The sequence below is a fragment of the Enterobacter sp. CPE_E890 genome, from assembly GCF_046521475.1.
Lineage (GTDB): Bacteria > Pseudomonadota > Gammaproteobacteria > Enterobacterales > Enterobacteriaceae > Enterobacter > Enterobacter adelaidei.
The window spans coordinates 3777403-3804190 of sequence record NZ_JBKFZW010000001.1; the positions used below are offsets into that span (position 1 = coordinate 3777403).

Annotated in this window: 34 protein-coding genes and 1 other RNA gene; 13 read left to right on the forward strand and 22 right to left on the reverse strand. The window is 52.1% G+C overall.

Translation table 11 applies throughout. The annotated features are described in order from the left end of the window. The first annotated feature begins 54 nt into the window (after nt 1-54). The 4 genes from ACLHV9_RS18595 to ACLHV9_RS18610 all read left to right on the forward strand — a co-directional run bounded on the left by ACLHV9_RS18595 (nt 55) and on the right by ACLHV9_RS18610 (nt 2833). On the forward strand, nt 55-429 hold the full coding sequence (locus ACLHV9_RS18595; protein WP_028016728.1) for a DUF2799 domain-containing protein: 375 nt from the start codon (nt 55-57) through the stop codon (nt 427-429). A gap of 153 nt (nt 430-582) precedes the next feature. Then, the gene (locus ACLHV9_RS18600; RefSeq protein WP_407220936.1) at nt 583-1122 is read left to right on the forward strand and encodes a YfiR family protein; all 540 of its coding nucleotides are present in this window, start codon (nt 583-585) and stop codon (nt 1120-1122) included. Beyond that, on the forward strand, nt 1115-2335 hold the full coding sequence (dgcN, locus tag ACLHV9_RS18605; protein ID WP_407220937.1) for a diguanylate cyclase DgcN: 1221 nt from the start codon (nt 1115-1117) through the stop codon (nt 2333-2335). The genes ACLHV9_RS18600 and dgcN overlap by 8 nt, the downstream gene beginning before the upstream one ends. A gap of 12 nt (nt 2336-2347) precedes the next feature. Beyond that, the gene (locus ACLHV9_RS18610; RefSeq protein WP_049007932.1) at nt 2348-2833 is read left to right on the forward strand and encodes an OmpA family protein; all 486 of its coding nucleotides are present in this window, start codon (nt 2348-2350) and stop codon (nt 2831-2833) included. Nucleotides 2834-2835: 2 nt separating this feature from the next. On the opposite strand, the gene ACLHV9_RS18615 is transcribed toward ACLHV9_RS18610, so the two are convergent. The 7 genes from ACLHV9_RS18615 to ffh all read right to left on the reverse strand — a co-directional run bounded on the left by ACLHV9_RS18615 (nt 2836) and on the right by ffh (nt 8253). Beyond that, complete coding sequence (locus ACLHV9_RS18615) at nt 2836-4206, reverse strand: PepSY-associated TM helix domain-containing protein (RefSeq protein WP_407220938.1); 1371 nt, start codon at nt 4204-4206, stop codon at nt 2836-2838. Between the two features lie 38 nt (nt 4207-4244). Then, nucleotides 4245-4649, reverse strand: a complete 405-nt coding sequence (locus ACLHV9_RS18620) for a DUF2946 domain-containing protein (protein ID WP_407220939.1) — start codon at nt 4647-4649, stop codon at nt 4245-4247. A gap of 132 nt (nt 4650-4781) precedes the next feature. Continuing rightward, nucleotides 4782-5129, reverse strand: a complete 348-nt coding sequence (rplS, locus tag ACLHV9_RS18625; protein WP_002914145.1) for a 50S ribosomal protein L19 — start codon at nt 5127-5129, stop codon at nt 4782-4784. 43 nt (nt 5130-5172) lie between these two features. After that, the gene (gene trmD, locus ACLHV9_RS18630) at nt 5173-5940 is read right to left on the reverse strand and encodes a tRNA (guanosine(37)-N1)-methyltransferase TrmD (RefSeq protein WP_028016734.1); all 768 of its coding nucleotides are present in this window, start codon (nt 5938-5940) and stop codon (nt 5173-5175) included. A gap of 31 nt (nt 5941-5971) precedes the next feature. Continuing rightward, nucleotides 5972-6511, reverse strand: coding sequence for a ribosome maturation factor RimM (gene rimM / locus ACLHV9_RS18635; RefSeq protein ID WP_049007936.1), 540 nt, complete (start codon nt 6509-6511; stop codon nt 5972-5974). Nucleotides 6512-6526: 15 nt separating this feature from the next. Next, nucleotides 6527-6775 carry a 30S ribosomal protein S16 gene (gene rpsP / locus ACLHV9_RS18640; RefSeq protein ID WP_003863133.1) on the reverse strand — a complete coding sequence of 83 codons (249 nt, stop codon included), beginning with the start codon at nt 6773-6775 and terminating at the stop codon, nt 6527-6529. Between the two features lie 116 nt (nt 6776-6891). Next, entirely contained in the window at nt 6892-8253 is a 1362-nt protein-coding gene (gene ffh / locus ACLHV9_RS18645; RefSeq protein ID WP_008502496.1) for a signal recognition particle protein, read from the reverse strand. A gap of 166 nt (nt 8254-8419) precedes the next feature. On the opposite strand from ffh, the gene ACLHV9_RS18650 reads away from it, so the two are divergent. Together ACLHV9_RS18650 and ACLHV9_RS18655 are read left to right on the forward strand one after the other, a co-directional pair. Next, nucleotides 8420-9211, forward strand: a complete 792-nt coding sequence (locus ACLHV9_RS18650) for an inner membrane protein YpjD (protein ID WP_032666789.1) — start codon at nt 8420-8422, stop codon at nt 9209-9211. An 18-nt stretch (nt 9212-9229) separates the two neighbouring features. Continuing rightward, nucleotides 9230-10516 carry an HlyC/CorC family transporter gene (locus ACLHV9_RS18655; protein ID WP_028016737.1) on the forward strand — a complete coding sequence of 429 codons (1287 nt, stop codon included), beginning with the start codon at nt 9230-9232 and terminating at the stop codon, nt 10514-10516. 53 nt (nt 10517-10569) lie between these two features. On the opposite strand, the gene grpE is transcribed toward ACLHV9_RS18655, so the two are convergent. Continuing rightward, nucleotides 10570-11163, reverse strand: a complete 594-nt coding sequence (grpE, locus tag ACLHV9_RS18660) for a nucleotide exchange factor GrpE (RefSeq protein ID WP_032666780.1) — start codon at nt 11161-11163, stop codon at nt 10570-10572. A gap of 122 nt (nt 11164-11285) precedes the next feature. On the opposite strand from grpE, the gene nadK reads away from it, so the two are divergent. The 3 genes from nadK (at nt 11286) to bamE (ending at nt 14388) form a co-directional block, all read left to right on the forward strand. After that, nucleotides 11286-12164 carry an NAD(+) kinase gene (gene nadK / locus ACLHV9_RS18665; protein WP_008502500.1) on the forward strand — a complete coding sequence of 293 codons (879 nt, stop codon included), beginning with the start codon at nt 11286-11288 and terminating at the stop codon, nt 12162-12164. Nucleotides 12165-12249: 85 nt separating this feature from the next. Then, complete coding sequence (gene recN, locus ACLHV9_RS18670) at nt 12250-13911, forward strand: DNA repair protein RecN (protein WP_108090948.1); 1662 nt, start codon at nt 12250-12252, stop codon at nt 13909-13911. 138 nt (nt 13912-14049) lie between these two features. Beyond that, nucleotides 14050-14388 carry an outer membrane protein assembly factor BamE gene (bamE, locus tag ACLHV9_RS18675; protein ID WP_014884883.1) on the forward strand — a complete coding sequence of 113 codons (339 nt, stop codon included), beginning with the start codon at nt 14050-14052 and terminating at the stop codon, nt 14386-14388. Between the two features lie 111 nt (nt 14389-14499). Here bamE and ACLHV9_RS18680 read toward each other — a convergent pair whose 3' ends face one another. Both ACLHV9_RS18680 and ACLHV9_RS18685 read right to left on the reverse strand, forming a co-directional pair. Continuing rightward, nucleotides 14500-14787 carry an RnfH family protein gene (locus ACLHV9_RS18680; RefSeq protein WP_108090949.1) on the reverse strand — a complete coding sequence of 96 codons (288 nt, stop codon included), beginning with the start codon at nt 14785-14787 and terminating at the stop codon, nt 14500-14502. Next, on the reverse strand, nt 14777-15214 hold the full coding sequence (locus tag ACLHV9_RS18685) for a type II toxin-antitoxin system RatA family toxin (RefSeq protein WP_195757727.1): 438 nt from the start codon (nt 15212-15214) through the stop codon (nt 14777-14779). Before ACLHV9_RS18685 ends, ACLHV9_RS18680 begins: the two co-directional genes overlap by 11 nt. Before the next feature lie 156 nt (nt 15215-15370). On the opposite strand from ACLHV9_RS18685, the gene smpB reads away from it, so the two are divergent. The 4 genes from smpB (at nt 15371) to ACLHV9_RS18705 (ending at nt 18096) form a co-directional block, all read left to right on the forward strand. Beyond that, nucleotides 15371-15853, forward strand: a complete 483-nt coding sequence (smpB, locus tag ACLHV9_RS18690; RefSeq protein WP_008502505.1) for an SsrA-binding protein SmpB — start codon at nt 15371-15373, stop codon at nt 15851-15853. An 89-nt stretch (nt 15854-15942) separates the two neighbouring features. Further along, nucleotides 15943-16306: a transfer-messenger RNA gene (gene ssrA, locus ACLHV9_RS18695) on the forward strand. A 271-nt stretch (nt 16307-16577) separates the two neighbouring features. After that, nucleotides 16578-16844, forward strand: coding sequence for a DinI family protein (locus ACLHV9_RS18700; protein ID WP_407220940.1), 267 nt, complete (start codon nt 16578-16580; stop codon nt 16842-16844). A gap of 226 nt (nt 16845-17070) precedes the next feature. Then, on the forward strand, nt 17071-18096 hold the full coding sequence (locus ACLHV9_RS18705) for an acyltransferase family protein (RefSeq protein ID WP_407220941.1): 1026 nt from the start codon (nt 17071-17073) through the stop codon (nt 18094-18096). Between the two features lie 11 nt (nt 18097-18107). On the opposite strand, the gene ACLHV9_RS18710 is transcribed toward ACLHV9_RS18705, so the two are convergent. The 12 genes from ACLHV9_RS18710 to ACLHV9_RS18765 form a co-directional block, all read right to left on the reverse strand. Then, on the reverse strand, nt 18108-18551 hold the full coding sequence (locus tag ACLHV9_RS18710; protein ID WP_407220942.1) for a tail fiber assembly protein: 444 nt from the start codon (nt 18549-18551) through the stop codon (nt 18108-18110). A gap of 1 nt (nt 18552) precedes the next feature. Beyond that, complete coding sequence (locus ACLHV9_RS18715; RefSeq protein ID WP_407220943.1) at nt 18553-19290, reverse strand: gp53-like domain-containing protein; 738 nt, start codon at nt 19288-19290, stop codon at nt 18553-18555. Continuing rightward, a complete protein-coding gene (locus ACLHV9_RS18720) occupies nt 19290-19970 on the reverse strand; it encodes a DUF2612 domain-containing protein (protein WP_407220944.1) in 681 nt (226 codons plus the stop codon). Before ACLHV9_RS18720 ends, ACLHV9_RS18715 begins: the two co-directional genes overlap by 1 nt. Continuing rightward, nucleotides 19967-21166: a baseplate J/gp47 family protein gene (locus tag ACLHV9_RS18725; RefSeq protein ID WP_407220945.1), complete on the reverse strand. Its 1200-nt coding sequence runs from the start codon at nt 21164-21166 to the stop codon at nt 19967-19969. The genes ACLHV9_RS18720 and ACLHV9_RS18725 overlap by 4 nt, the downstream gene beginning before the upstream one ends. Continuing rightward, complete coding sequence (locus tag ACLHV9_RS18730; protein ID WP_023325694.1) at nt 21167-21520, reverse strand: hypothetical protein; 354 nt, start codon at nt 21518-21520, stop codon at nt 21167-21169. Continuing rightward, nucleotides 21520-22275 (reverse strand): Gp138 family membrane-puncturing spike protein, encoded by a 756-nt coding sequence (locus ACLHV9_RS18735; protein ID WP_407220946.1) that lies wholly within the window; start codon nt 22273-22275, stop codon nt 21520-21522. The genes ACLHV9_RS18730 and ACLHV9_RS18735 overlap by 1 nt, the downstream gene beginning before the upstream one ends. A 63-nt stretch (nt 22276-22338) precedes the next feature. Next, nucleotides 22339-22686, reverse strand: coding sequence for a hypothetical protein (locus ACLHV9_RS18740; RefSeq protein WP_407220947.1), 348 nt, complete (start codon nt 22684-22686; stop codon nt 22339-22341). Then, on the reverse strand, nt 22683-23750 hold the full coding sequence (locus ACLHV9_RS18745; RefSeq protein ID WP_407220948.1) for a hypothetical protein: 1068 nt from the start codon (nt 23748-23750) through the stop codon (nt 22683-22685). Before ACLHV9_RS18745 ends, ACLHV9_RS18740 begins: the two co-directional genes overlap by 4 nt. A gap of 2 nt (nt 23751-23752) precedes the next feature. Further along, a complete protein-coding gene (locus ACLHV9_RS18750) occupies nt 23753-24055 on the reverse strand; it encodes a phage baseplate plug protein (protein ID WP_407220949.1) in 303 nt (100 codons plus the stop codon). After that, the gene (locus ACLHV9_RS18755; RefSeq protein WP_016247449.1) at nt 24055-24642 is read right to left on the reverse strand and encodes a phage baseplate protein; all 588 of its coding nucleotides are present in this window, start codon (nt 24640-24642) and stop codon (nt 24055-24057) included. The genes ACLHV9_RS18750 and ACLHV9_RS18755 overlap by 1 nt, the downstream gene beginning before the upstream one ends. After that, complete coding sequence (locus ACLHV9_RS18760) at nt 24642-26624, reverse strand: lytic transglycosylase (protein ID WP_407220950.1); 1983 nt, start codon at nt 26622-26624, stop codon at nt 24642-24644. The genes ACLHV9_RS18755 and ACLHV9_RS18760 overlap by 1 nt, the downstream gene beginning before the upstream one ends. Beyond that, the gene (locus ACLHV9_RS18765) at nt 26614-26778 is read right to left on the reverse strand and encodes a DUF6889 family protein (RefSeq protein ID WP_023229521.1); all 165 of its coding nucleotides are present in this window, start codon (nt 26776-26778) and stop codon (nt 26614-26616) included. Before ACLHV9_RS18765 ends, ACLHV9_RS18760 begins: the two co-directional genes overlap by 11 nt. Nucleotides 26779-26788 lie beyond the last annotated feature (10 nt).

A 26788-nucleotide genomic window follows, 5' to 3' on the forward strand; every position in this document is an offset into this window, starting at 1 on the left:
TTACACGGCAACTTTCTTTAGCCAGGCTATGCTGAAGAAAAAAGGAGAATGGCTATGCGTTCAATTGCTCTCGCGCTGTTGTCGCTGTTTTTATCGGGCTGCCAGATCAATCCTTACACCTTCCAGCCCGACTGGACCAGTCCATCCTGGTTTGATGCAGGTAAAGAAGACGCCATGAACGGCCTGCCGGTTAAAGATAACCAGACCCTGGCCGATAGTTTTAACGACCCACACGTTGATCGTAGTGAATATCTCCGTGGCTATGCCGATGGTCAGAAGAAAGTCTGTGAAGAAGGTTTTATTCACGCCTGGGGATTAGCAGGCAAATCTTTTCCAGCCAGTTGCGATACTGCCGAAAACGCAGCAAAACTGCATGAGTCATGGCAAAAAGGGATGGATGAAAGTATGCGTTCCAGCAGACTAAATTAAGTCTGTTTTTATCCATCGGAAAATAAACAACAGTAGGATTTAGCTTAGGTCGGCCTCGGGTTATTTCTGACATAATGACGGCTTTGATAAACAATGGTATTCTGCCCGCAACTCTCAAGGACATCTATTTCCGGAGCGATGTGGCGGATTCTGGTGAGAAATTCATTCTTGATCTCTTTTTTCCGACTCACTCTGGCACTAATGCTGTTCCTTATGGTGGGCCCAGCGACGGCAGGCGCGCTTACGGAAACGGATAAATCGGTACGCTCGATTGTCTCAGGTATTGTGAGCTATACGCGATGGCCATCACTATCCGGGCAGCCTAAACTCTGCGTTTATGCCTCTTCTCACTACACTCGTGCACTCAGCGACGAAGAGGGGCAAATCAGCGGGTTACCTTATACTCCTGTCATTGTACGTAACGATCAGGAAGCCCTGGCCAAAACGTGCGATGCTATTTATTTCGGGTCTGAATCGCCTGCAAAACAACTTGAATTAATAAGTCAATATCAGGGCAGAGCATTGCTATTAATCTCAGAGCAAAATCCGGAATGTGCTATTGGCAGTGCCTTTTGCCTGATAATCGATCACGGTCAGGTACGGTTTTCTGTCAATCTTGATGCGTTGGCTCGAAGTGGCGTGAGAGTCAATCCGGATGTATTAATGCTTGCACGGAATAAGCAGCATGGATAAAGATTTCACATCAACGCCACGCCCAACGTTTAAAAGAACATTGAGGCGAATCAACATGATAAGCGTCATTATAACGATGACGTTAATATGGCTTTTGCTCTGCTTTGCATCCGTCGTGACATTAAAGCAATACGCACAAAAAAATCTCGAATTAACCGGCGCAACGATGAGCCATAGCCTTGAAGCCTCCCTGGTTTTCAACGATTCACTGGCAGCCAACGAAACACTTGCCACTCTGGGTAAACAAGGGCAGTTTGCCGTGGCAGAAGTCATCAACGCACATAAAAAGCGGTTTGCTTACTGGTCATGGAACCCGGAAGATAACAACGACACGCTGGGTGCGTTGGTCAGCCGCTGGCTTTTCCCCGAACCGATTTCACAGCCCATCATGCATAATGGTGCGATGATCGGCGAAATTCGCCTTACCGCACGTGACAACCTCATTAGCCATTTCATCTGGATGTCATTTGCCGTTCTCACTGGCTGTATTCTTTTTGCTACCGTCGTCGCACTCACCATTACACGATCATTGCATCATGGCATGGTTACGGCCCTGCAAAACATTACCGACGTCGTTCATGACGTTCGGACGAACCGCAACTTCTCTCGCCGGGTAAGAGATGGTCGTATCGAAGAATTTCACCAGTTTGGTGAAGACTTCAACAGTCTCCTGGATGAGATGGAGGAATGGCAGTTGAAGCTGCAGGCGAAAAACGCCCAGTTGCTGCGTACCGCCATGCACGATCCATTGACCGGTCTTGCCAATCGGGCGGCTTTTCGTAACAGCATCGCGGCATTAATGAACGACATCTCCGCGAAAACAAACTCTGCTCTGTTGTTCCTCGACGGCGATAATTTCAAATTTATTAATGACACCTGGGGGCATGCCGCAGGCGATTGCGTGCTAATTGAAGTTGCCAGCAGGATGGTTGAATTTGGCGACAAACGTTATCAATCATACCGCCTCGGCGGTGACGAATTCGCCATGGTGCTGTACGGCGTGCATTCTGAACTCGAGGTTCAACACATTTCTGCTGCGCTATCGCAGCAGTTTATCCGTCCGTTTGATCTGCATAATGGGCACACTGCATCAATGTCACTCAGCATTGGTTATGCTCTGGCGTGGGAAAATACCTCAGTAGAGGCATTACTGGAGCATGCCGACCGCAATATGTATCTGGTGAAAAACCAGCGTTCGAAAACAATATCCTAAAAGGAATACGATATGTTAAAGCGATACTTCGCGCCGTTGTTACTGGCATCACTTGTCCTGGCTGGCTGTCAGACTCCGCCAAAAGGGAAATTCACTCCAGAGCAAATCGCGGCAATGAAGTCATACGGCTTTAACGAATTAAACGGCGACTGGTCTCTGGGGCTGTCGGACAAAATCCTGTTTGATAAAAATGACGCCACACTGCGCCCGGAAAGTGAAACCCAGATCCAGACGATGGCCTCACGTCTGGCAGCGACCGGCTTAAACCATGCCCGCATGGATGGTCACACAGATAACTATGGCGAGGATGGCTATAACGAGGCGCTTTCATTAAAACGCGCGAACGTCGTGGCAGACGCGTGGGCCAAAGGGGCAAATATCCCGCGCAGTAATCTCACCACGCAGGGATTAGGTAAAAAATATCCGGTTGCGAGCAACAGTACCCCGCAAGGGCGTGCTGAAAACCGCCGGGTGGCCGTGGTTATCAGCACGCCATAAGGTTATTTAGCGGATGATTCGGCGAGCGACACGCCAGTTGCCGCTCGCCAGCGCAGCCAGTCAACCAGAACAAACAGAGCCAGACTCACGCCCATTACTGGCAACGCCAGCCCCAGCAGTATACTGATTATCGCCGTGACGACTTTTCCCCATCCCGAAAGCGCAAGCCAACTCTGACAAAGCGTCTGGACCGGATTTGCCGTCGATTGCGCTGGACGACGCATCCACCACATCCGGTATCCCCAGAGAATTAGCACACACAACGCCAGGCCAAACGCCACAAGCAGCAGCTGATTAACCAGCCCGAATAAGATCCCCATATGGAAATCCACACCCCAGCGGGTGAGCTTCGCCATCAACGGGAAATCCTCGAAGCGGGTTCTGTCCAGAATCTGCATCGTATTGGGATCAACCGCCACGGCGTCGACCTGAGTCGGCCAGCTGCGATCGATTTCCGTCACAGTCCAGGCTTGACTCTCTGCTTTCGCCGGGCGGATCTCCAGCTTATTGGCCTCAATCCCTGCGTTACGTGCAGCGCTTAACACACCGTCAAACAACGTCAAATCCATCGCCATTTCAGGCATCATCATTCCGCCGTGATGACCATGATGTTCAGCATGCTCATCCACGATCTCCTGCTGACCGGAAAGTGTCGTGTTCACCTGCGGAGTTAGCCAGTTCATCTCAGCACGCAGCTTATCAACGTTTCCCCCTGCCCACTGAGACCAGGTCAGGCCAGTCACTGAGAACAGCAGCATTCCCCCCAGCAACGTCCAGCCTAACGTCACATGCACGCGACGCCGATTCTGGAAACGATTGTTAATTCGGCGTTTTGGTCGGGTATAAAACCACAGGGCAATCCCTCCCAGCGCGGCAACCCACATCCACGAGGCCGCCAGCTCGCTATAGAGCCGCCCGACATCACCCAGCATCAGCGAGGTATGCAGATAATCAATGGTCTGGCGGAGCGGTAAAATTCCGCTGGTGCCATACACCGTCATATCGCCACGCACCGCAAGGCTGACTGGATCGATAAAAATAGCGCGGGTCTCCGATGGGCCAAGCGCAGAGTCAGCAAACATCACGCGGGTGGTTTCACCCGCCACCAGGCCAGGACGAACGGCGTGTAGACGCAGATCGGTGCCAACGGTTTTTTCAGCCACGGCAATTTGTTCCGCCAGCGGCTGCGGCTCGCCCACGGAATTCGTGTGGAGCGCATGCTGGTAGAGCGCATTCTCCAGCTGTGGCGTTGCCACATACAGCGTACCTGTCAGAGCAGCGAAGAAGATAAACGGGCCGACAAACAGCCCGATATAGAAATGAAGGCGACGCAGCAGGTTTCCCCATGCCGCGTGCGAGGTGCAGGTAGTCATACTTTTCCTTTTTAAGGTAAAAAGTTATCGATATTTTTTTAAAGGGAAAAAGCAGACTGATGCGGCGGCGCGCGGGTATCAGGATAAAGCCAGGGGAAAAAGTGCCAGTGACTGACCGCCTGTCGCGGTGGTTTAACACGAAGCCTCTGCAGCACCACACTGAGCAGGACGATCAGAGCCAGCATCACGCCCGGAACATGGGCTAATAGTACGCAGTAGCCGCACGCTTCCGCATGGTCGACAGGCATCGTGTGGGGCATATCACCATGATGTGCATCCATCGACATCATGCTCATGTCATGATGCATGCCCGGCATGGCACTCATGGGAGCTTTTTGCAGCGAGACGGAGATAAGCGGCGCCACCACGATCAGCAGGATCGCAAACAGTGCGGTCAATGCCGCTGCGCGTTTCCAGTTGTGCTGATGCAGTACGTTATCCACTTACCCTCCACGGAAGAGGCAAGCATTGTAAATGATTTATGACAAAAGAGTTAACGCGAGAGATGCGATGAGATAAAAAAAGGGCCAGCCTTTCGGCCAGCCCTTTTTAACAGGATGTCGCTTAAGCGAATCTTAGTTCAGACGCTCTTTAATACGAGCAGACTTACCAGTACGCTCACGCAGGTAGTACAGTTTAGCTTTACGTACAGCACCACGACGTTTAACAGCAATGCTGTCAACTACCGGAGAGTGAGTCTGGAAGACACGCTCAACGCCTTCGCCGTTGGAAATTTTACGAACAGTGAATGCAGAGTGCAGACCGCGGTTACGAATAGCGATAACCACGCCCTCGAATGCCTGCAGACGTTTTTTGGAACCTTCAACAACCCATACTTTCACTTCCACGGTGTCACCTGGACGGAAGGAAGGTACGTCCTGCTTCATCTGCTCTTGTTCAAGTTGCTTAATAATGTTGCTCATAATTTAATCTCTTATCCTGGGTAAACTGATATTCGGGAGCGTATTACGCATTCCCATCATGTTCATGCTGCTGTTGCGCGTGTTCAGTTTTGAACTCGGCCAGCAACTTTGCTTGCTCTTCAGTCAGAGCCAGGTTTTCCAGAAGTTCAGGTCTTCTAAGCCAGGTTCGGCCCAGCGACTGCTTCAAACGCCAGCGACGTATCCCGGCATGGTTTCCAGACAGTAACACTGCCGGTACTTCCATCCCTTCTAACACTTCAGGACGAGTATAGTGTGGGCAGTCCAGCAATCCATCAGCAAAGGAATCTTCCGTTGCCGAAGCTTCGTGACCCAGAACCCCCGGAATAAACCGGGCGACGGAGTCAATCAGCGTCATTGCGGGTAACTCACCACCGCTGAGAACGTAATCGCCGATAGACCATTCTTCGTCAATCTCGGTTTGAATTACGCGCTCATCTATCCCTTCGTAGCGCCCACAGACCAGAATCAGCTTTTGATTCGTCGCCAGTTCGCTCACGCCCGCTTGATCAAGCTTGCGTCCCTGAGGTGACAGATAAATCACCTTTGCGCCTTCACCTGCCGCGGCTTTTGCTGTGTGAATGGCGTCCCGTAAGGGTTGCACCATCATTAACATCCCCGGTCCGCCACCGTAAGGACGATCGTCCACGGTACGGTGCCGGTCATGAGTAAAGTCACGAGGACTCCAGCTCTGGATGCTCAGCAGGCCATTCTTTACTGCCCGGCCAGTTACCCCGTAATCGGTAATCGCGCGGAACATTTCAGGAAACAGGCTAATTATGCCAATCCACATAGCGCCGTCTTTTACCGTTTATCCGGAGAATTTAAAAACCAGGATCCCAATCTACTTCAATGGTTTGAGTAGTGAGATCGACTTTCTTGATAACCTGTCCATCGAGGAACGGGACCAACCGCTCCTTGATGCCAAATGCATCTTTCAGGTTTGCCTTGATGACGAGAACGTCATTTGACCCGGTTTCCATCATATCGATGACTTTCCCCAGGCTGTAGCCTTCGGTGGTAACGACCTGGCAACCCATAAGGTCTTTCCAGTAGTAGTCACCCTCTTCCAGCGCCGGCAACTGCGACGAATCCACGACAATTTCACAATTAGTCAGCGCATTCGCGGCATCACGATCATCAACGCCTTTCAGCTTGATGATGATGTCCTGATTGTGGTGACGCCAGCTTTCCAGCTCGACCTCTTCCCACTTACCGCCTTTCTGGATAAACCAGGGCTGGTAATTAAAAATGCTATCAGCGTCTTCAGTGGAGGAAAACACTCTGAGCCAACCACGGATACCGTAGCAAGAACCCATTTTTCCCAATACGATCGGTTCAACAGGTGCTTTATTGCTCATCATGACCACCGTGACAGATTAAGCTGCTTTGTTTGCTGCTTTGATCAGCGTAGCAACGCGATCGGAAACAGTAGCGCCCTGGCCAACCCAGTGAGCGATACGATCCAGATCCAGACGAGTTTCTTCTTCTGCGCCAGCGGCCAGTGGGTTGAAGAAACCAACGCGCTCGATGAAGCGACCGTTGCGTGCATTACGGCTGTCAGTCACAACAACCTGGTAGAACGGACGCTTTTTAGCGCCGTGACGTGCTAAACGAATAGTTACCATAACATCCTCTTGTGTGAATAAAACAACCGGGCCCCATCGAGGAACGGAGCCCGGGTGTCATATTAAAAGCCCGAAAATTTTACTCATTTTCGGGCAAAAAGCAATCTCAAAAGCGATTAACGCCCTGGAAAACCGGGAGGCATCATCCCTTTCATCCCGCGCATCATCTTCGCCATGCCGCCTTTCTTCATTTTCTTCATCATGCGCTGCATGTCGTCGAACTGTTTCAGAAGGCGGTTAACGTCCTGCACCTGCATGCCACAACCGGCTGCGATACGGCGTTTACGGGAACCTTTGATGATATCCGGGTTAGCACGTTCTTTAAGGGTCATCGAGTTGATGATCGCCTCCATACGCACCAGCACCTTGTCATCCATCTGCGCTTTCACATTGTCAGGGATCTGGCCCATGCCCGGCAGTTTGCCCATCAGGCTGGCCATGCCGCCCATGTTTTTCATCTGACGCAGTTGCTCAAGGAAGTCGGTCAGATCGAAACCGTCGCCTTTTTTCAGCTTGCTCGCCAGCTTTTCAGCCTGCGCGCGGTCAACCTTGCTCTCGATATCTTCGATCAGCGACAGCACGTCACCCATGCCGAGAATACGGGAGGCAATACGATCCGGATGGAACGGCTCCAGCGCTTCAGTTTTTTCGCCCACGCCGAGGAATTTAATCGGCTTACCGGTGATATGACGAATCGAGAGGGCTGCACCGCCACGGGCGTCACCGTCCACTTTGGTCAGCACTACACCGGTTAACGGCAGCGCTTCATTAAACGCTTTCGCGGTATTTGCCGCATCCTGACCGGTCATGGCGTCGACAACAAACAGGGTTTCTACCGGATTGATAGAGGCATGCACCTGCTTGATTTCGTCCATCATCGCTTCGTCAACGTGCAGACGACCGGCGGTATCCACCAGCAGCACGTCGTAGAATTTCAGCTTCGCTTCTTTCAGCGCGGCATTAACGATGTCGACAGGTTTCTGAGCCACGTCTGACGGGAAGAAATCCACGCCAACCTGCTCTGCCAGCGTTTCCAGCTGTTTGATCGCCGCCGGGCGATAAACGTCGGCAGACACCACCAGCACTTTCTTCTTGTGCTTCTCGCGCAGGAATTTACCCAGCTTACCGACGCTGGTCGTTTTACCCGCACCCTGCAGACCCGCCATCAGCACCACGGCCGGTGGCTGAGCCGCGAGGTTAAGCACCTGGTTCTCTTCACCCATCGCCGAAACCAGTTCGTTACGAACGATTTTGACGAACTCCTGACCCGGGGTCAGGCTCTTGTTAACTTCATGACCAACCGCTTTCTCTTTAACGCGGTTGATAAAATCACGCACAACCGGCAACGCCACGTCTGCTTCCAGCAGCGCCATGCGCACTTCGCGCAGCGTTTCCTTGATGTTGTCTTCGGTAAGGCGTCCTCGGCCGCTGATGTTGCGCAGCGTGCGCGACAAACGATCGGTTAAATTATCAAACATTGTCTCTCGCCTGAGTAGAAACGTTGGGCCGCCATGAGCGACACATACACAGAATTTTGCCGGAGTATAACATGAAGGCGCCTTTGTTGTTATGCAACGGTTGGAGCAGGCGTCACGTAACGTTATACTGCTTCTCTTTCTTATTAAGACAACTGTCGATGCCTATATGCCTGTTTTCGCACTGATCGCCCTTGTTGCCTACTCTGTCAGTCTCGCGCTGATCATTCCCGGACTGCTGCAAAAAAACAGCGGCTGGCGGCGCATGGCTATTCTTTCCGCGGTGATCGCACTGATAAGCCACGCCTTTGCGCTGGAATCACGCATCATTCCCGGCGACGGCAGCGTGCAAAACCTGAGCGTCCTCAACGTCGGCTCGCTGGTCAGCCTGATGATTTGCACGGTGATGACCATTGTGGCCTCTAAGAATCGCGGCTGGTTACTGCTGCCGATTGTCTATACCTTTGCGCTGATCAATCTGGCTTTAGCCACCTTTATGCCCAATGAGTTCATTACGCATCTGGAGGCGACACCGGGTATGCTGGTGCATATTGGCCTGTCGCTTTTTGCCTACGCGACGCTGATTATCGCTGCGCTCTACGCCATGCAACTCGCCTGGATTGACTACCAGCTCAAAAACAAAAAGCTGGCGTTTAACCACGAGATGCCACCGCTGATGGTCATTGAACGTAAAATGTTCCACATCACCCAGGTGGGCGTGGTTCTGTTGACGCTCACGCTCTGCACGGGCCTGTTCTACATGAAAAACCTGTTCAGCGTGGAGAATATCGATAAAGCGGTACTCTCTATCGTTGCGTGGTTTGTCTATATTGTCCTGCTATGGGGCCATTACCATGAAGGCTGGCGCGGTCGCCGCGTGGTCTGGTTCAACGTCGCGGGTGCGGGCATTCTCACCCTTGCCTATTTTGGCAGCCGCTTCATACAGCAATTTGCTGGCTAAGAAACAAAGGAGTTCCCCCTGGAACACATCTCTACCACCACGCTGATCGTTACGCTGATCGTCATGGTGGTCATCTCCGCCTATTTCTCTGGCTCGGAAACCGGCATGATGACCTTAAACCGCTACCGGTTACGTCATCGTGCTAAGCAAGGTAACCGGGCTGCCCGTCGCGTTGAAAAACTGCTCCGCAAGCCGGATCGCCTGATAAGCCTGGTGCTCATTGGCAACAACCTTGTCAACATTCTTGCCTCTGCGCTGGGCACCATCGTCGGGATGCGACTGTACGGCAATGCCGGGGTGGCGATTGCCACCGGCGTGCTGACGTTCGTGGTGCTGGTGTTTGCCGAAGTGCTACCGAAAACCATCGCTGCGCTTTACCCTGAGAAAGTCGCCTACCCGAGCAGCTTCCTGCTGGCACCGCTGCTGATCCTGATGATGCCGCTGGTCTGGCTGCTGAACATGGTGACGCGCCTCTTGATGCGGATGGTGGGTATCAAAGCAGACGTCACCATCAGCAGCGCGCTCAGCAAAGACGAACTGCGCACCATCGTGAATGAATCCCGTTCACAGATCTCCCGACGTAATCAGGACATGCTCCTGTCGGTGCTGGATCTGGAGAAGGTGAGCGTGAACGACATCATGGTGCCGCGTAACGAAATCGTGGGTATCGACATCAACGATGACTGGAAAGCCATCGTCCGCCAGCTGACGCACTCCCCGCACGGGCGTATTGTGCTCTATCGCGACTCTCTCGATGACGCCATCAGCATGCTGCGCGTGCGCGAAGCTTACCGCCTGATGACCGAGAAAAAAGAGTTCACAAAAGAGGTGATGCTGCGTGCCGCCGACGAAATTTACTACGTGCCGGAAGGCACCCCGCTCAGCACACAGCTGGTGAAATTCCAGCGTAACAAGAAGAAAGTCGGCCTGGTGGTTGATGAGTACGGCGATATTCAGGGGCTGGTGACGGTCGAAGATATTCTGGAAGAGATTGTCGGGGACTTTACCACCTCAATGTCTCCTTCTCTTGCGGAAGAAGTGACCCCACAAAACGACGGCTCGGTGCTGATTGACGGTAGCGCCAACATTCGCGAACTCAACAAAGCCTTTAACTGGCATTTACCGGAAGATGAAGCGCGAACCATGAATGGCATGATTCTGGAAGCACTGGAAGAAATCCCGGCTGCGGGCACGCGGGTGCGAATTGAACAGTACGATATTGATATCCTGGACGTGCAGGACAACATGATTAAGCAGGTGAAAGTCCTTCCCGTTAAACCCCTGCGCGAAAGTATCGCGGAATAATGTTGTAGTGCCGGGCAAGGCGAAACCACCACCCGGCACTAGAGGGCGGCAAATTACGCTTTCGCTTTCGCCACGGTCACCATCGCTGCGCGAATGGTACGGCCGTTCAGGGTGTAACCTTTCTGCATCACGCCCAGCACTTTACCGGCTTCCACCTCTTCGGACTCCACCATCGCAATCGCCTGGTGAACGTTTGGATCCAGCGGAACGTTGGTATCGGCAATCACTTCCACGCCAAACTTACGCACCACGTCGAGCATGGATTTCAGCGTCAGTTCGATACCCTCGATCATCGCCGCGTTGTCCGGATTCGCTTTATCCGCTACTTCCAACGCGCGATCGAGGCTATCAATCACCGGCAGCAGTTCGTTGACGAATTTCTCCAGCGCAAATTTATGCGCTTTTTCAACGTCCAGTTCGGTACGACGACGCAGGTTTTCCATTTCAGCCTTGATGCGCAGAACACCATCGCGTTCGCGATTCTGTGCTTCTACCAGCTGGGCTTCCAGATTCGCAATTTTTTCATCGCGCGGGTCCACCTGCTCAGCAGATGCGTCTGGCTCTACAGCCTCAACTTCATCGTGCTGTTCCGTGATAATTTCTTCAGGGGCTTGCCCCTCAGGCGTTTTCTGTTCTTTACTACTCATGAATTTCTCCGCGTTTTTCTGCATTCATCTCGCTAACTTCGCTTATTATGGGGATCAGTTTCCGGGATTCAAGGGAACAAGACAGATTGTCATCATTCATCAGGCACAAGGACCTCCAGAAAATGAATAATCATTTCAGGTGTATTGGGATCGTCGGGCATCCGCGTCACCCTACCGCATTGACGACACATGAAATGTTGTATCGCTGGCTGTGTAGCAAAGGCTATGAAGTGATGGTTGAGCAGCAGATTGCACAGGAGCTGCAGCTGAAGAGCGTCAAGACCGGCACGCTGGCGGAAATAGGCCAACAGGCGGATCTCGCCGTGGTGGTCGGCGGTGACGGCAACATGCTCGGCGCGGCCCGCACGCTGGCGCGTTATGACATCAAGGTCATCGGCATCAACCGTGGCAATCTCGGTTTTTTAACTGACCTCGACCCGGATAATGCCCAGCAACAGTTGGCTGACGTTCTGGAAGGCCACTATATCAGCGAAAAACGCTTCTTACTGGAAGCGCAGGTATGCCAGCAGGACTGCCAGAAGCGCATCAGCACCGCGATTAACGAGGTGGTCCTTCACCCCGGTAAAGTGGCGCACATGATCGAGTTCGAAGTCTATATCGACGAAATCTTTGCCTTCTCCCAGCGTTCTGACGGGCTGATTATCTCCACCCCGACCGGCTCAACCGCCTACTCGCTTTCTGCCGGTGGCCCGATCCTGACCCCTTCCCTGGACGCCATTACGCTGGTGCCAATGTTTCCGCACACGCTTTCCGCCCGTCCGCTGGTCATCAACGGTGACAGCACCATTCGTCTGCGCTTCTCCCACCGTCGAAATGACCTGGAGATCAGCTGTGACAGCCAGATAGCGCTGCCGATTCAGGAAGGGGAAGACGTGCTGATTCGTCGGTGTGATTACCACCTGAATCTCATTCACCCGAAAGACTACAGCTATTTCAACACATTAAGCTCGAAGCTTGGCTGGTCAAAAAAATTGTTCTGATTTTGCATCCAGCGCTTTACTGTATATAAAACCAGTTTATACTGTATGAAAACACAGTTATGGTTTTTCATACAGGAAAACAATTATGCTGGCACAACTGACCATCAGCAACTTTGCCATTGTTCGTGAGCTTGAGATCGATTTCCACAGCGGCATGACGGCGATCACCGGGGAAACCGGTGCGGGTAAATCCATTGCCATTGATGCCCTCGGCTTGTGCCTTGGCGGCCGTGCCGAGGGAGACATGGTGCGCATGGGCGCAAACCGTGCCGATCTCTGTGCCCGCTTCTCCCTGAAAGACACCCCTGCCGCCCAGCGCTGGCTGGAACAGAACCAGCTTGAAGATGGACGTGAGTGTTTACTTCGCCGCGTGATCAGCAGCGACGGTCGTTCACGTGGCTTTATCAACGGTACGGCGGTTCCACTCTCCCAGCTCCGCGAGCTCGGCCAGTTGCTTATCCAGATCCACGGCCAGCACGCACATCAGCAACTCGTCAAACCAGAACAGCAGAAAGCCCTGCTTGATGGCTATGCGGGTGAGTACGCGCTTACTCAGCTTATGGCAGAACACTATCGCCAGTGGCATCAAAGCTGCCGTGAGCTTGCCCAGCACCAGCAGCAAAGCCAGGAGCGCGCAGCACGCGCCGAGCTTTTGGAATACCAGTTAAAAGAGTTGAACGAATTCAACCCGCAGGCGGGTGAGTTTGAGCAAATCGACGAAGAGTACAAGCGTCTGGCCAACAGCGGTCACCTGCTTTCAACCAGTCAGAACGCCCTCAACATGCTTGCGGATGGCGAAGACGTGAACCTGCAAAGCCAGCTGTATAACGTTCGTCAACTGGTCACCGAACTGGCAGGCATGGACAGCAAACTTTCTGGCGTACTGGATATGCTGGAAGAGGCCGCGATTCAGATCTCAGAAGCCGGTGATGAATTGCGCCACTACTGTGAACGTCTGGATCTCGACCCGAACCGTCTGTTTGAGCTGGAACAACGCATTTCACGTCAGATCTCACTGGCCCGTAAGCACCACGTTACGCCGGAAGATCTGCCAATTTACTATCAGTCTCTGCTGGAAGAACAGCAGCTGCTTGACGATCAGGCTGACTCGCAGGAAACCCTCTCTCTGGCGGTGAACCTGCATCATGAACAGGCGCTGGCAACAGCGAAACAACTGCATGAGATTCGAGTGCATTATGCCCAGGAGTTAAGTCAGCACATCACCGACAGTATGCACACGCTGGCGATGCCGCACGGCGTATTTACGATCGATGTCCGCTTTGAAGAGAATGTGCTGACGGCAGAAGGTGCGGATCGTATTGAGTTCCGCGTCACCACTAACCCCGGTCAGCCGCTGCAGGCCATCTCCAAAGTGGCGTCCGGCGGTGAGTTGTCGCGTATCGCACTGGCGATTCAGGTGATTACAGCGCGTAAAATGGAAACCCCGGCGCTGATTTTCGATGAAGTGGATGTTGGGATCAGCGGTCCAACGGCGGCGGTAGTCGGTAAGCTGCTGCGTCAGTTAGGTGAATCAACACAAGTCATGTGTGTTACCCACCTTCCGCAGGTGGCTGGCTGTGGTCACCATCACTTTATCGTCAGCAAAGAAACCGACGGTGAAATGACAGAAACGCACATGAAACCGCTCGATAAACGTGCGCGTCTGCAGGAGCTGGCTCGTCTGCTTGGCGGCAGTGAAGTCACGCGTAATACGCTCGCAAACGCGAAAGAACTGCTAGCGGCATAAACTTTTTCGGGATCTCAGGGTCATAGAGAACAACAAAAACGCCGCCAGACCGGTTTCAAAGTGGGGCAAGGTCTATTATCATCGGCATATTACATATGAGCCGCGTTCTGCTCGGGCCCGAAAAGGAATCAAATCACTATGCGTTGTAAAATGCTGACCGCTGCCGCAGCGGTTCTTCTGATGTTGACCGCAGGCTGTTCCACTCTGGAAAAAGTGGTTTACCGTCCTGACATCAACCAGGGGAACTACCTTACCCCTAACGATGTGTCCAAAATCCGTGTGGGGATGACACAACAGCAGGTCGCTTATGCACTGGGAACCCCGATGATGTCCGATCCGTTCGGCACAAACACCTGGTTCTATGTATTCCGTCAGCAACCGGGCCACGAAGATGTGACCCAGCAAACCCTGACGCTGACCTTCAGCAGCGCTGGTGTGTTGACCAACATCGACAACAAGCCTGCCCTGACCAAATAATCAGGCGTCAGAAATGCAAAAAGGTGCTCAATGAGCACCTTTTTTGTTTCTGAATTCTTGCACAGAGACGTAGCGCTCCGGTACGCGTCAGCGCCACCGGGGAAGAAAGCGCTACTTAGCCGCTTTCTCCGCACGCTGACGACGCAGCTCTTTCGGGTCAGCAATCAACGGACGATAAATCTCCACCCGGTCACCTTCTTTCAGCACATCACCCAGCTTAACCGGGCGGCTGTAAATCCCGACTTTATTCTTCGCCAGGTCAATATCACTGCGAAGCTCAAGAATGCCGGAAGCGCGGATAGCCATCTCAACAGTCGCGCCCTCTTCCAGCGTTACACGTTGCAGATACTGCTTCTCCGGCAGCGCGTACACCACTTCCACAGCAATCTTATGCGACACTGTAAACCTCTTTGGCGCGGGTGGTGAACGCCTGAACCATATTAGAAGCCAGCTCTTTAAAGATACGACCAAACGCCAGCTCAATCAGTTTATTCGTAAACTCAAAGTCCAGATGGAACTCGATGCGACAGGCGTCAGCGCTCAGGGGCGTAAACTTCCAGCCTCCCATCAGCGTTTTAAACGGACCATCCACCAGATGCATCAAAATACTCTGATTACTCGTCAGCGTATTACGCGTGGTGAACGTCTTGCTGATCCCCGCTTTGGAGACATCCACCGCTGCGGTCATCTGCGTTGGACCAGACTCCAGAACACGGCTCCCGGTACATCCAGGAATAAACGCTGGATAAGACTGAACATCGTTCACTAACTGATACATTTGTTCCGCGCTGTAAGGCACAAGCGCAGTACGGCTAATCTGAGGCATAGCATTTCCCATGGTCACACAACGGACAAATAATAACATTTATCACCTGTTAAAAAAACGCTAAGCCTCATCTCGTGCTAAGATAGCGCGTTAGACCTCACAGGACGCAATGAGGTGACTTTTTGAAATCAGATTACCGACGGCTTTACGACACTTATGACGAAGAAAAAAGCACATAAACCAGGCTCGGCGACCATTGCGCTCAACAAGCGTGCTCGCCATGAGTATTTCATTGAAGAAGAATTCGAAGCTGGCCTTGCCTTGCAGGGCTGGGAAGTAAAATCGCTGCGCGCCGGGAAAGCCAACATCGGCGATAGCTACGTGATCCTGAAAGATGGTGAAGCCTTCCTGTTCGGGGCGAACTTTACGCCGCTAACTGTCGCCTCTTCGCACTATGTTTGTGACCCAACACGCACACGTAAACTGCTGCTGAACAAGCGCGAGCTGGAATCCCTCTATGGTCGCATCAACCGTGAAGGGTTCACCGTGGTTGCTCTGTCGCTGTACTGGAAAAATGCCTGGTGCAAAGTGAAAGTTGGCGTTGCGAAGGGTAAAAAACAACACGATAAACGGACTGACCTGAAAGAGCGCGAATGGCAGCTCGACAAAGCGCGCATCATGAAAAATGCAGGGCGTTGATTCTGCACACTTATTGTACTATTCAATAAGTTAGCGTTCCGGGCTGGTATCCAGCAAGTGAAATCTGGTATACTGAGTTCAACACTATTGGGGCTGATTCTGGATTCGACGGGATTTGCGAAACCCAAGGTGCATGCCGAGGGGCGGTTTGCCTCGTTAAAAGCCGCAAAAAAATAGTCGCAAACGACGAAAACTACGCTTTAGCAGCTTAATAACCTGCTCTGAGCCCTCTCTCCCTAGCTTCCGCTCTTAAGACGGGGATCAAAGAGAGGTCAAACCCAAAAGAGATCGCGTGGAAGCCCTGCCTGGGGTTGAAGCGTTAAAACTAATCAGGCTAGTTCGTTAGTGGCGTGTCTGTCCGCAGCTGGCGTGCGAATGTAAAGACAAACTAAGCATGTAGTACCGAGGATGTAGAAATTTCGGACGCGGGTTCAACTCCCGCCAGCTCCACCACTTTTGATAGGACTGCAACCGGACAGCAGCAATAAAAACAGCCACTTACGGACTCTGACCAGACAGAGCGCAGACCGAGAAAAGACAAAAAAATGCGCGTGAAATGCACGTGCACTTTAAAAAAACCCCAGATTTCACGGTCTGGGGTTTTTCTATTTGTAACTAAGGGTAACAAAAACACTTCCATTCCTCGCGCTGCGTTCGCCTTGACACTGTTTATTTTTACAATAAAAATACTGTATGCAACCACAGTGGTTTTCCGGAGGCTTTTATGTTCGTTGAACTGGTTTATGACAAGCGAAATGTAGAGAGACTTGAAGGGGCCAGAGAAATCATTCTGGCCGAGCTGACGAAGCGAGTGCACCAGATCTTCCCTGATGCCGAAGTGAGGGTGAAGCCGATGCAGGCGAACGGCTTGAATAGCGATGCCAGCAAAAGCGATCGGGAAAAGCTGAACCGCATACTGGAGGATATGTTCGAAGAGGCCGATATGTGGCTGGTATCTGAGTTCCCGACAGTTCGCCAGGTTGGACTTTAAAATTGTGCAGGCTGCCAGCCTAAACATTCACTGGCAGCCTACATCATGTCTAACCACTGCCTACGGGGAATTTTCGATAGAGTGTCGAAACGCCTACGTAGTAAATGATTGCCACGCACTGGCACGCTTCCCCGGCCTTCCTCACAACCTTTCGATTCTGAAACTCTATACCTAAAATACAATTAAAGTTAGAATGCTTTCTAACATCGTGAAGTGAGATTATCAGATGAATTCATCAAAAAACAAAATGGATGGCATCACCATATTGCGATTCTTTGCTGCATTTTATGTATTTATTTTTCATATCAATATGCGAGCCCCAGTTGACTTTGGTTCTCATTTAAATAAAACCATTTCAAACGGGGCAATAGGAATGAGCATATTCTTTATGCTTTCTGGATTTGTCCTTACATACAATTATTATGATTCTCAGTTGCTTGATTACTTTAAAAAAAGAATAGCAAGAATTTACCCAGCTTATTTATGCTGCGGAATTATATCATTCCCATTTCTTTTTACTGATAATTTAACCTCAGGGCAAATTATATCATGCTTAGTCCTATATTTAGTATGTATGCAGGCATGGATATACCAATCATTCAGCCTGTGGAATTTTGGTGGAACTTGGTCAGTATCAGTTGAGATGTTTTTTTATTCTTTATTCCCTTATATACTAAAGATAATAAATAAAGACAACTTGATTTTCATAACAGTTTTTGCATACGGTTTTTCTGCTGTGCTGGTTCCAATTTCTCTGATTATTGGTGGGCCAACCGTGGGTTCCGTTTACTACGCCACTCCGATTTTTAGGCTTCCTGAATTTATTGTCGGAATATGTGTAGCCATGTACTTCATCAATGGAAAAAGAATAAATAACATTATTTTTTATATTTCTGTGGTTATGTTTTTTTATGCAACCACACTATCCGACGTTAACATGGATACAAACTACTTAATAATACCCACGCTTGCGTTAATTATATGTTATTTGGGCAACCTAGAAATAACCAAAAACCCATTAACATCTTGCCTTATTTATTTGGGTGACATCAGCTATTCATTTTATTTGATGCAACTGCCATTGCTAATGTATCTGGACAGAAATCCAGATACATTCTTAAGAACTCACGGTATTGCTAGTTGGATCCTTGTCTTTTTGTTAAATCTTGCAATGGCTATGTTGTGTTGGCATTTCATAGAGAAAAATTCGACATTGAGGTCCTTATTTTTAAGAAAGGAAGCACGAGCCTAAATTAGGCTCTGTCACAATTTTTCTGGTGAAATGGGCCAAATGATTTCTGGTGCTGTAGAAATATCTACAGCATACATCGCATCAAGATAATCCAGCCAAATACTATATCTTTTCAATTCTTCATCTTTTAGACGCCCAAGCGCCGCTTTACCCGGCCATTGTTTACCATTTATGTATTCATTAGTTTGATCAATCAGTGATTGTTTTTTTGAAACCGCCGTAGCTATTTGCTCTTCATGAGTGGGCGGAGGTATTTCTCCCCATGATGGCAATCCATCACCGCTCGATACTCTTATTTTTCCTGCTGGCGGGGAAACTGAATACTGATTGAATATCTCATCGCTAATCCCAAGCGCATCGGAGGGCCATGAACCAGCCTGTTCATATCGCTTGCGAAGGTCTGCTGGGTAAAAGCTATTCATTTTTGGACTGTAATAATAGTTGTAATTCATCATATCAAAACCCCTCAGCCATCCAACGTAATGATCTGTTATTGAAGAAAACTGAACCACCTGTGCTCAAAATATAGACTGTCATTCTATTATTTTCAGGAACGATGGATAGCTCAAATGGTGTTTGGTTCGGCACACCATCCTCAAGTATAGCAAAACCATCAACACAACCATTCGGAAATGCAATTGGGAAATTGATTACAAGGGAGTTTCCAGTACCCTCAGGTGCCTTGACTTTCCCACCCTGTTTAATCAGCAATCCCGGCCCTTTTGAAACAAATGAATTTATTGTTCCATTAAATGAAAACCCTAGATTGTTCTGCACTGCACCTGCATCCGGGCTACCAATAACTGTGCGGCCAATATCCGTTAGACCAGTCAGGGCCATGGTGTCATTGCCATTGAAATATGGCAATTTATTAGCTGAACCCGTTAGTGACGCCAGTGCCGTCAGCGTGGCATCAAGCGCCTGGAAATCCTTACCGAACGCGGTGGTCATTTTGGTAATGAACCCGTTTAAATCACCATCATCAAGAACATCCAGCCCGCTTTTGTTGGCGGTGTACTGCGCCAGCGCTGCCGCGATAAAAGCTGCCTGCCGAATAGCTTTGTTGACCTGCGCGCTGGATGCTTTGCCTGTTGTAAATCCAGAAAGTAGAGCAGGCAGAGCTTCCCAGTCAGCCTGGGACATTACATTTGCGCCAGCTCCGGTAGCAAACGGTTTAAAGTCATTTTTAGCCATTACAGTAATTTCCCCCATGCGCCATCATCAAATCCGGCGATATATTCGTTGTCCATATCGAAGCCAAAGAATTTTGAGCCTTCTGACGGTGTTTCTACCGAAGGCGTTTCAACGTCACCGGCCCATACACCAGCAGCTTTAACGGTGAGATAGCCCTGTTTGATAGCGGCGATTAGTTCGAGAGACACATCAGAAATATCAGTCTCAGGAAAAACCCAGACCGAGATCGTCATGTCCTGGTTGTCGACGATTTGCATCTTCAGGCCAGAGCCTGCAGTTGCAGCGTCAAGGATGGGAGGCAGCGAATCATTGCGGCCGTCCCAGTTATTGATGGCGATTTTTGCTTTAAGCACGATGCGGTATGTTGCATCGCTCAGCGTTGTATAGCCTGAATCGGGGTCATACGGGCCTTGCCATACCCCCTGGTCATATCCGAGCCCGTCAGTGTCCCAGCTGAAATAAACGCCGCTTATCGGCTGGCTGACGATGCGACTGCGACCAATCCAGAGGCCGAGCGTATCGAGCTGTACGCCGACAGCGGTATCAATATCGAAAGCGCTTACCAGTCCCCGGGTGGCGGTAGTGATATCAATCAGTGGCCGCGTGCTCAGGTCGACGTGATCAAAAAATTTCGGCTTCGTGGCGTGATAGTTGGTGATTAAGTCCGTGTACTTGCTCATGACGTCACCGTTAGAACAATGTTTTCAGGCTTACATGACGCGGATTCGTTGTAGGCGATGATGATGTTTGCCGCCGCTACGCTACCGACTGATTTGCCAATCAGCAGCTCCTGTATGTCGTAGTAGCGCGCATTGCCGCCACTCACTACACCGAGGTTCGCCGGAGAATAAATCCTGCTCAGCAGCACATCGTCGCCGATCGTCAGCCCGTTGATGTAATCTGCGACGGCCTGCTGAATCTGCACGCCAATTTGCGACGTGTAGCCCGTGAAGGCTTTCAGAGTGATATGCCCATAAATCGGTACATCAGTAGACCGCGAAAAGCTGATCACGTGTGGGTTGCCGTAGGTGTCCGGTACCGTGACAGAAGTTGTCCCGTAAGTTGCCGTTCCCTGCCCTTTGCTTCCCCGGATTGTCTGGGCTATTTCGGTAACATCCCCTCCATCGACGATGGCGGAAATAGAATGAGGTGGCAGCCCGTTGCTGTCGGTTGCACCAGTATCATTCTCGTAGAGCTTGTGACGCGTCACTCCTGCAACATTGGCGATCGCACCGTCGACACCTTCAAACGGTGTGAGTGACGGCAGAGCGACGCTTTGCCCCTGCCTGATGCGCAGTTCTGCGTCGGTTTCAGCCGGTGCGCCTACGGTGGCCGCCGCCGGGTTGGTTACCGATGCCCAGCCACGGGTCGGCGTGTTGATAGTGGTAATCGTCCCGGCCAGCGCCGCAACCGCTCCGCTGTTTGAACAGGTAGCAGTTACCGTCACGGTACCGTCGACACCGATGGTCACCGAGGCAGGAAGCCGCCAGATCACGTTATTCGTGTCTTTCACGGTACCGTTTGTAATAGATGTCCCGGCGGTACCGGTCAGAAGCAGATCCACGGTAGAGTTCGTCGCCCCCCGGCGCGTAATACCGTTAATTTTTACGTTACTGGTCAGCGCGGCACCGTAACCTGTTGCAGGTGAGAAGCAGTTATAAACGGAGATGGCCGTGTTGTTGGCATCGTGAATAGCCAGCGCCACCAGCGCCACCATCTGGCCGTCTTTGCTGTCTGGCTCCAGATAAGCGTCGCTGCCATAAATCTGCTGAAAATAGCTCGTCAGGGTATCGAGTATCGTCTGGTAATCAGGCGCACTGATCCCCTCAGCGGTTACCGTTGCCGATAAGCCGAGTGTGTCCAAATTGAGGGTCATTTATGCCTCGCTGGTTACTGTCGTTGTTCCGTAGATAGTGTCGATTTCAGCGAAGAACTGGACGCGGCGCGTCGTAGTGTTCACTGTCGTGTTGAAAGAGAGGATGGATTTAACGCCCCGCGTTTCGAGGATGCGCTTACGGATCGCCAGGTTGTAGGTTTCTGGCTTCTGCTTACCGAGTACGGACTGAATCCACGGTGTCCCCTCGGTGGTGTCGAGAAACCATTGCCCATACCACAATTCGAATCGCGTTTTTACCGCCTGCGCCACTGCCTCCGGAGAGTTAATCAGCCAGGTATCATCGCCGCTGCCAAAGGTGTAATCACCGTCGGCATCTTCACGTCTGTATCGCATCAGTTAGGCGCTCCTGTATTACCGCCACCGGTCTGTACACCGCCGTGCGTATGCGTCATCAGGCTCTTACCACCAGCTTTTACATCGTTAGTCACCGTGACAGGGCCGAGCATCGTCGCGGTACCGCCTCCTTCGCCCATGCCCTGAGAGAGATTCCCGTTTATTGTCACGTTGCCGTTTAGCGTGATGGTGGGTGATGTGATCGTGGTTCCTCCTTCTGCTGTCGCCGTCAGCGCGCCGGGGGTTTTAACCGTGATGTTATGGCCTGCGGCCACTTCCACAAATGCAGCGCCATCATCAGTACGTAGCTGCGCGCCACTGGTGCTTATTCCGCTTATTTTCTGCGCCTGAGACTGCGGCCCGACGATACAGAACGCATCCGATAAATCATGCACCCGGTCGTCGACAGGCTCCTGTACCCCGCCGTTCTGCCACCAGAAATCGATGCAGCGATCGGAGAAAATCACCAGGCATTCATCACCGGCTTTAACCGGGAACGTCAGCGTGCATCCCCCGCCGCGCGGAAATACCACCGGCACATCCACCAGCAGCGGGTAATTTTTGGTAATGCGGTTCCCGTCGTTATCCGTTTCAACCGAACGGATAGCAGGCTGCACAACCGCCGTAACCGCGTCAGGGTCGAATGACTGAACGATGCCAGGCAAAGCGACGCGGATCTGGTTTTTTGTGGTTTCCCGCTCAGATTTGAATGTTTCGGCAAGATCGCCGCTACGGGTCTGGTCAGATACGGCCATTTGGTATGCTCCAGAAAGCAAAAAACCCGCCGGGTGGCGGGTCTGTATGACTTGGCTTAAGATTTAGTCGGCTACTTTTTTACACGGGAAAGATCCGATGATTTTCGGTGCGTCCATGCTGTTCTGTAGCAGCTGGACGTTCAGGAAAGCCTTTCCGTTACGCTTCACAAACTCAAAGCCGTAATTGTTGCCATCGCGAGAAGGCATCAGCCCCATGTCAGTTTTAACGTTGTCCCAGTCATCTTTCTTACCAAGAAACTTAATCTTCTGAGAAGTTACCTGTTCGCCGTTGATTTTCGTCCAACCGTTATCAGCTGCATGAAGTCGATATCCACCGCATTGCAAATCAGCGAAAGCCGCTGAGCAGGAGAACAGTAATGAAATTGTCAGAACTAACTTCATACGCTTCATGAATAAATCCTTTGCTGCGCTGAGGACGAGAGTAAATCCGCCGCGCCACGCGCTTCGCACATCATATCCATGTACCACGCCTGGCCCCTTGTGTCGCCAGTGTACATAATCCCGCGCACAATATAAACGCCATCCGTTGCGATGCTGGCAGGCTGCGTCGTGGTGCCGCTGAGCGTGATATTTCCGTCCGTGTTCTGGTCGGTGATCTGCCCACCAGCCATCGCGATATCGTTGTTCGACAGCGCGGTGCGATACACGGAAGCCTGATCCAGCTGAATAAGCCCGTTAACCCGGATATTCGGGTTAATCAGCGCGCGGACGTTTACGCCGTTGCCGATGGTCTGCTGCGGCATGCCGATAAGCCCGGTGGCGCTGTTGAGCACAATCGCGTCGTGAACATACTCGTTATTCGCCACCATCTGGCGCTGACCGTCCACGAATTGCCATGTTGCCCCACATTGTCCGGCCACGTTATCCATAAGATGCCGTGTCATGCCGAACAGCACCCGGCCCCGGGGGAACACAGTAGCAGGCATTTCAGGCGTCAGGCCTTCGGTCGCGCCTTTGGCCTCGAAGTCTTTCATCAGCGCGCGGTTCACGTCTGCGACCGTGTAACCGGCTGCCAGCGTCTGTGAGGTTATACTGGTGGCAAAAGCCAGATCCGTATCGGCTGCCTGAATCAGGACGTAGGAATCAATGGGGCTGTCTTTTCCTGTGACCGAGTAGCGAATTTCGCCGCTGAAAATCAGCCCGTAGTTACGGCCGTCACTCTGGCCCACGTCCGCCGCGTCGACTTCCCGCACGGTCCCGACGTCGCTGGCCGATACCTCCGGCGCGATACCATCGTAACCGGCAATCAGCCGCACTTTCGAAAACTCCTGCCCGGTGATGCGGTTCACCGTATCTGCCGAGAGGTTGTAGATTTTGAATGTTCCCACCCGCGACGCGCTGCTGATGTTGAACCAGTCGATCGTAAAGGTCACTTTAAAATCGCTGAGCTCAATACCCTGCCCGTTCTCGTCCACGAGCTGCAGCTCGAAATGTCTCATCCAGTTCTGTGACATGTTTACTCCGTTGATACCAGTAAATGACTGCGGCCGCCCAGGTCGGTTTTCGTCGGATAATCCTGTGTGCTGTCGTCACAGACCACCACCAGCTTAAAACCGAGCCCCATATAGGCGTACTGCTCCAGCAGATCAGCGCCGGTGACGAGAGGAATACCGGAGATTACCGGCTCCCCTCTGTCGTTCTGCAGGTCCATAATCCAGTACAGATCGCGCCATATGATGCTAATCCGCCAGGTGTTCCCCGCCAGGATGATGCTGAATTGCTGGTTATCCGCTGTCAGCGGGATTTCCTGAATTGCCATTAGCCGAGCCCCAGTAATGACGCCGCGTTACCCGTGATGCTTTTCAGCAGCGAGGTATTTGGCGGCTTTGTGGTTTTGTTGCCGGTATTCAATACCGCCGACGTACTGGCCCCGTCCTTCATGTTGGTTTTATCCGCGACAGTGATCTGCTGCGTCTGAGAGATAAGAACCTCCCTCAGGGTGAGGACGGCAGACAGGACGTTTTCGGTTGTCTTGTCTGTCGTCACTTCCAGCGCGCGGATCAGCATGTTGCTGTACAGCCGCTTGCCGGTCACCACATCGAAAGGAATACGGCTCGCCTGCAGGTCGAGTATCTCCTGATACGTCTGCTGGGGACTCAGGCCGAGCAAGCTGGTGGCCGTCAGGTTACTGGCAAAATCCAGCAACGATCCGCCACCAGCGAAACCGACCTCCATCACCACTTCAGACGGTTTTTTGTAGGCATGGTCAGCGATAGCGGCCCCGACCTCGACAGGGTGCTCTGTTATCTCCAGCGTGTCGGTATGCTTCTCAGAAACAACCACACTGGGGACAATCATCCCTATTTTCCGGCTCTGCTGCTGAAAGAGCGTAGAGAGAATATCCATTAGCCCACCTTCGTTTGATTACCGCGCATGACCTGAGCGTTTGCAGACTGCTGTCGGCGCTCGACCTCGGTACCGACAGAGCGCGGATCACCGCCACCGTAAATGTGGTAGGTGTTTTGCTGGTTCACGTTCGCCCCGCCAATTCCCGCGATGGCAGCCTTCCCGATTAACTCCTTCGAATAGATGTTTCGCCCATTCTCATGGTGAATAATGCTACTCATTAATGCCGACATCGTTTGTGGGTCGTTAATATTTAAAGCGGCCTGCGGATTTACTCCCAGACGTTGGGAAACCGCCTGTATATAGGCTGCTGTGTTGTTATTGTCGGAAGCTGGCGCCCAGGTAGAGATAATTTTCTCTACACTGTTAATCCCTCTCCCGGCATACAGCACGAGCTGGCGCGAAAGAGCGCGCAAACCATCAAAGGCGGTTTCGAATCGGGCAAACCTGCCGCCGGGGCGCTCAAGCTCAGCACCCGCCTGACCAGCAAAATTAAGGTTTCCGGGGTTATTGTTCCGTTCACCTCGCTTTGCAGCCTGTCCAATCTGATCTGGCTCATCATCTCCAAACCAGCCGCGCACCGTTCGGCCCACGCTGCGAGGATCGAATCCCCAGTGCTCTTTAATCCAGTCGGCGGTACCGTTGGCGCTGTCTGTTACCATCGGCATCGCTGACGGATTTTCGCTGCCCTGATTGAGCATCTGTTTGCCGATGCTGGCGGCATCAGCCCAGCGGCCATCTTTAATGGCGTTGAGCAGGTCGGCGATCATGTTCAGCATTTTGCTGAACTCGCCCATCTGGTCGATGAAGTTGCTGAAATCCCACTTTAGGGACCATGATTTGGGGTCAATATTGAGCAGCTTCGCCAGCGCTTTCGCCAGGTCGTTAACGGTCGCTTTAAGGTCACGAACCATCTTCAACGCGGCGTCGACTTCCGGCTTCCACTTGCCCCAGTCAATCAGGCTGTCCCCGCCTTCCTTCCAGGTCTGATAGTCCTCCCACAGAAGGGCAATCCCCGCCGCCAGCGCGGTAATGAGGCCAATCGGCGACATCCAGAACGTACTGTTCAGAATACGCAGCGCAATCGTCAGCGCGCCGAACAACGAGATCAGTTCCCGCGTTTGCTTATCCAGCGATTGCCACCAGTTGATAAGGCTGGATGTCCCCTCAATAAGCCGGAAGAATAGCCGTCCGATAATGTCCCCGAGCACCAGAATGCCTTTTATGGCTTTCGTAAGGGTCTGCTCGATGCGCGGGAAGTTATCCAGAATGTGGCGGCGCAGCGTGTCCAGCGAACCCGCCAGACCACCAGCAAGATTAGAGCCGATTTTGTCACGGGCCATGCCTGCCATCGCGCCGAACTCGCGCAGGGAGGTCATGAATTTGTTGGAGCTTCTGGCCGCCTCGTCAGCATTGAAGCCGATAGCCTTCGCCATTGAGCTGTACTGCCCGGAGAAACCGCCCACACCCCGGCGCATTGCCATCAGGGTATTTTCGTCAATGCCCAGCATCTGCGCATACTGGTTAGCCCGGTAATACGGCATGCTGCTGAGCTTCTGGCCGACACCCGTAAAGATAGCGGCCATGTCGCGCATGTTGCCGCTGGCGTCACGCGTCTGTACGCCCAGGCGATTCAGGAAGCCTTCCGCGCCGGGATTGTTACGAACAAACCGGGAGAGGCTTTCCAGAGAGGTGCGCGCCGCGTCCACGCTGCCGCCCACCTGCGAAACCGCATAGCCAATAGACTGAATCCCCTGAACCGTCGCGCCGGTGCGCTGTGACGCCCAGTAGAGATTATCCAGCCCCGAGGCGATCTTAGCCGTGAAGGCCACCACGGTAAGCGCGACACCTTCGACGGCCAGCCCCATTTTGATGGCGTTTGCGGTCGTACCGGCGAGAACAGAGTCGAACTTTGACGCGCCCGCTTCATCGATATCGAATCCGAGCGAGACGAGAAAATCTTTAATAGTCTCAGCGTTCATTATCCTCTCTCCATTTCTCAATACGACGCTGGTTGTCTGCCTTAACGGCCAGGTGGTCATTCATCAGCGCGATATCGCACAGATCAACCGATCCATCCTTCAGCGCGTAATAAGGGATTAACCCGGCGTCAACCGGGTCAAGGAGATAAGACAGCCCGTCAGGC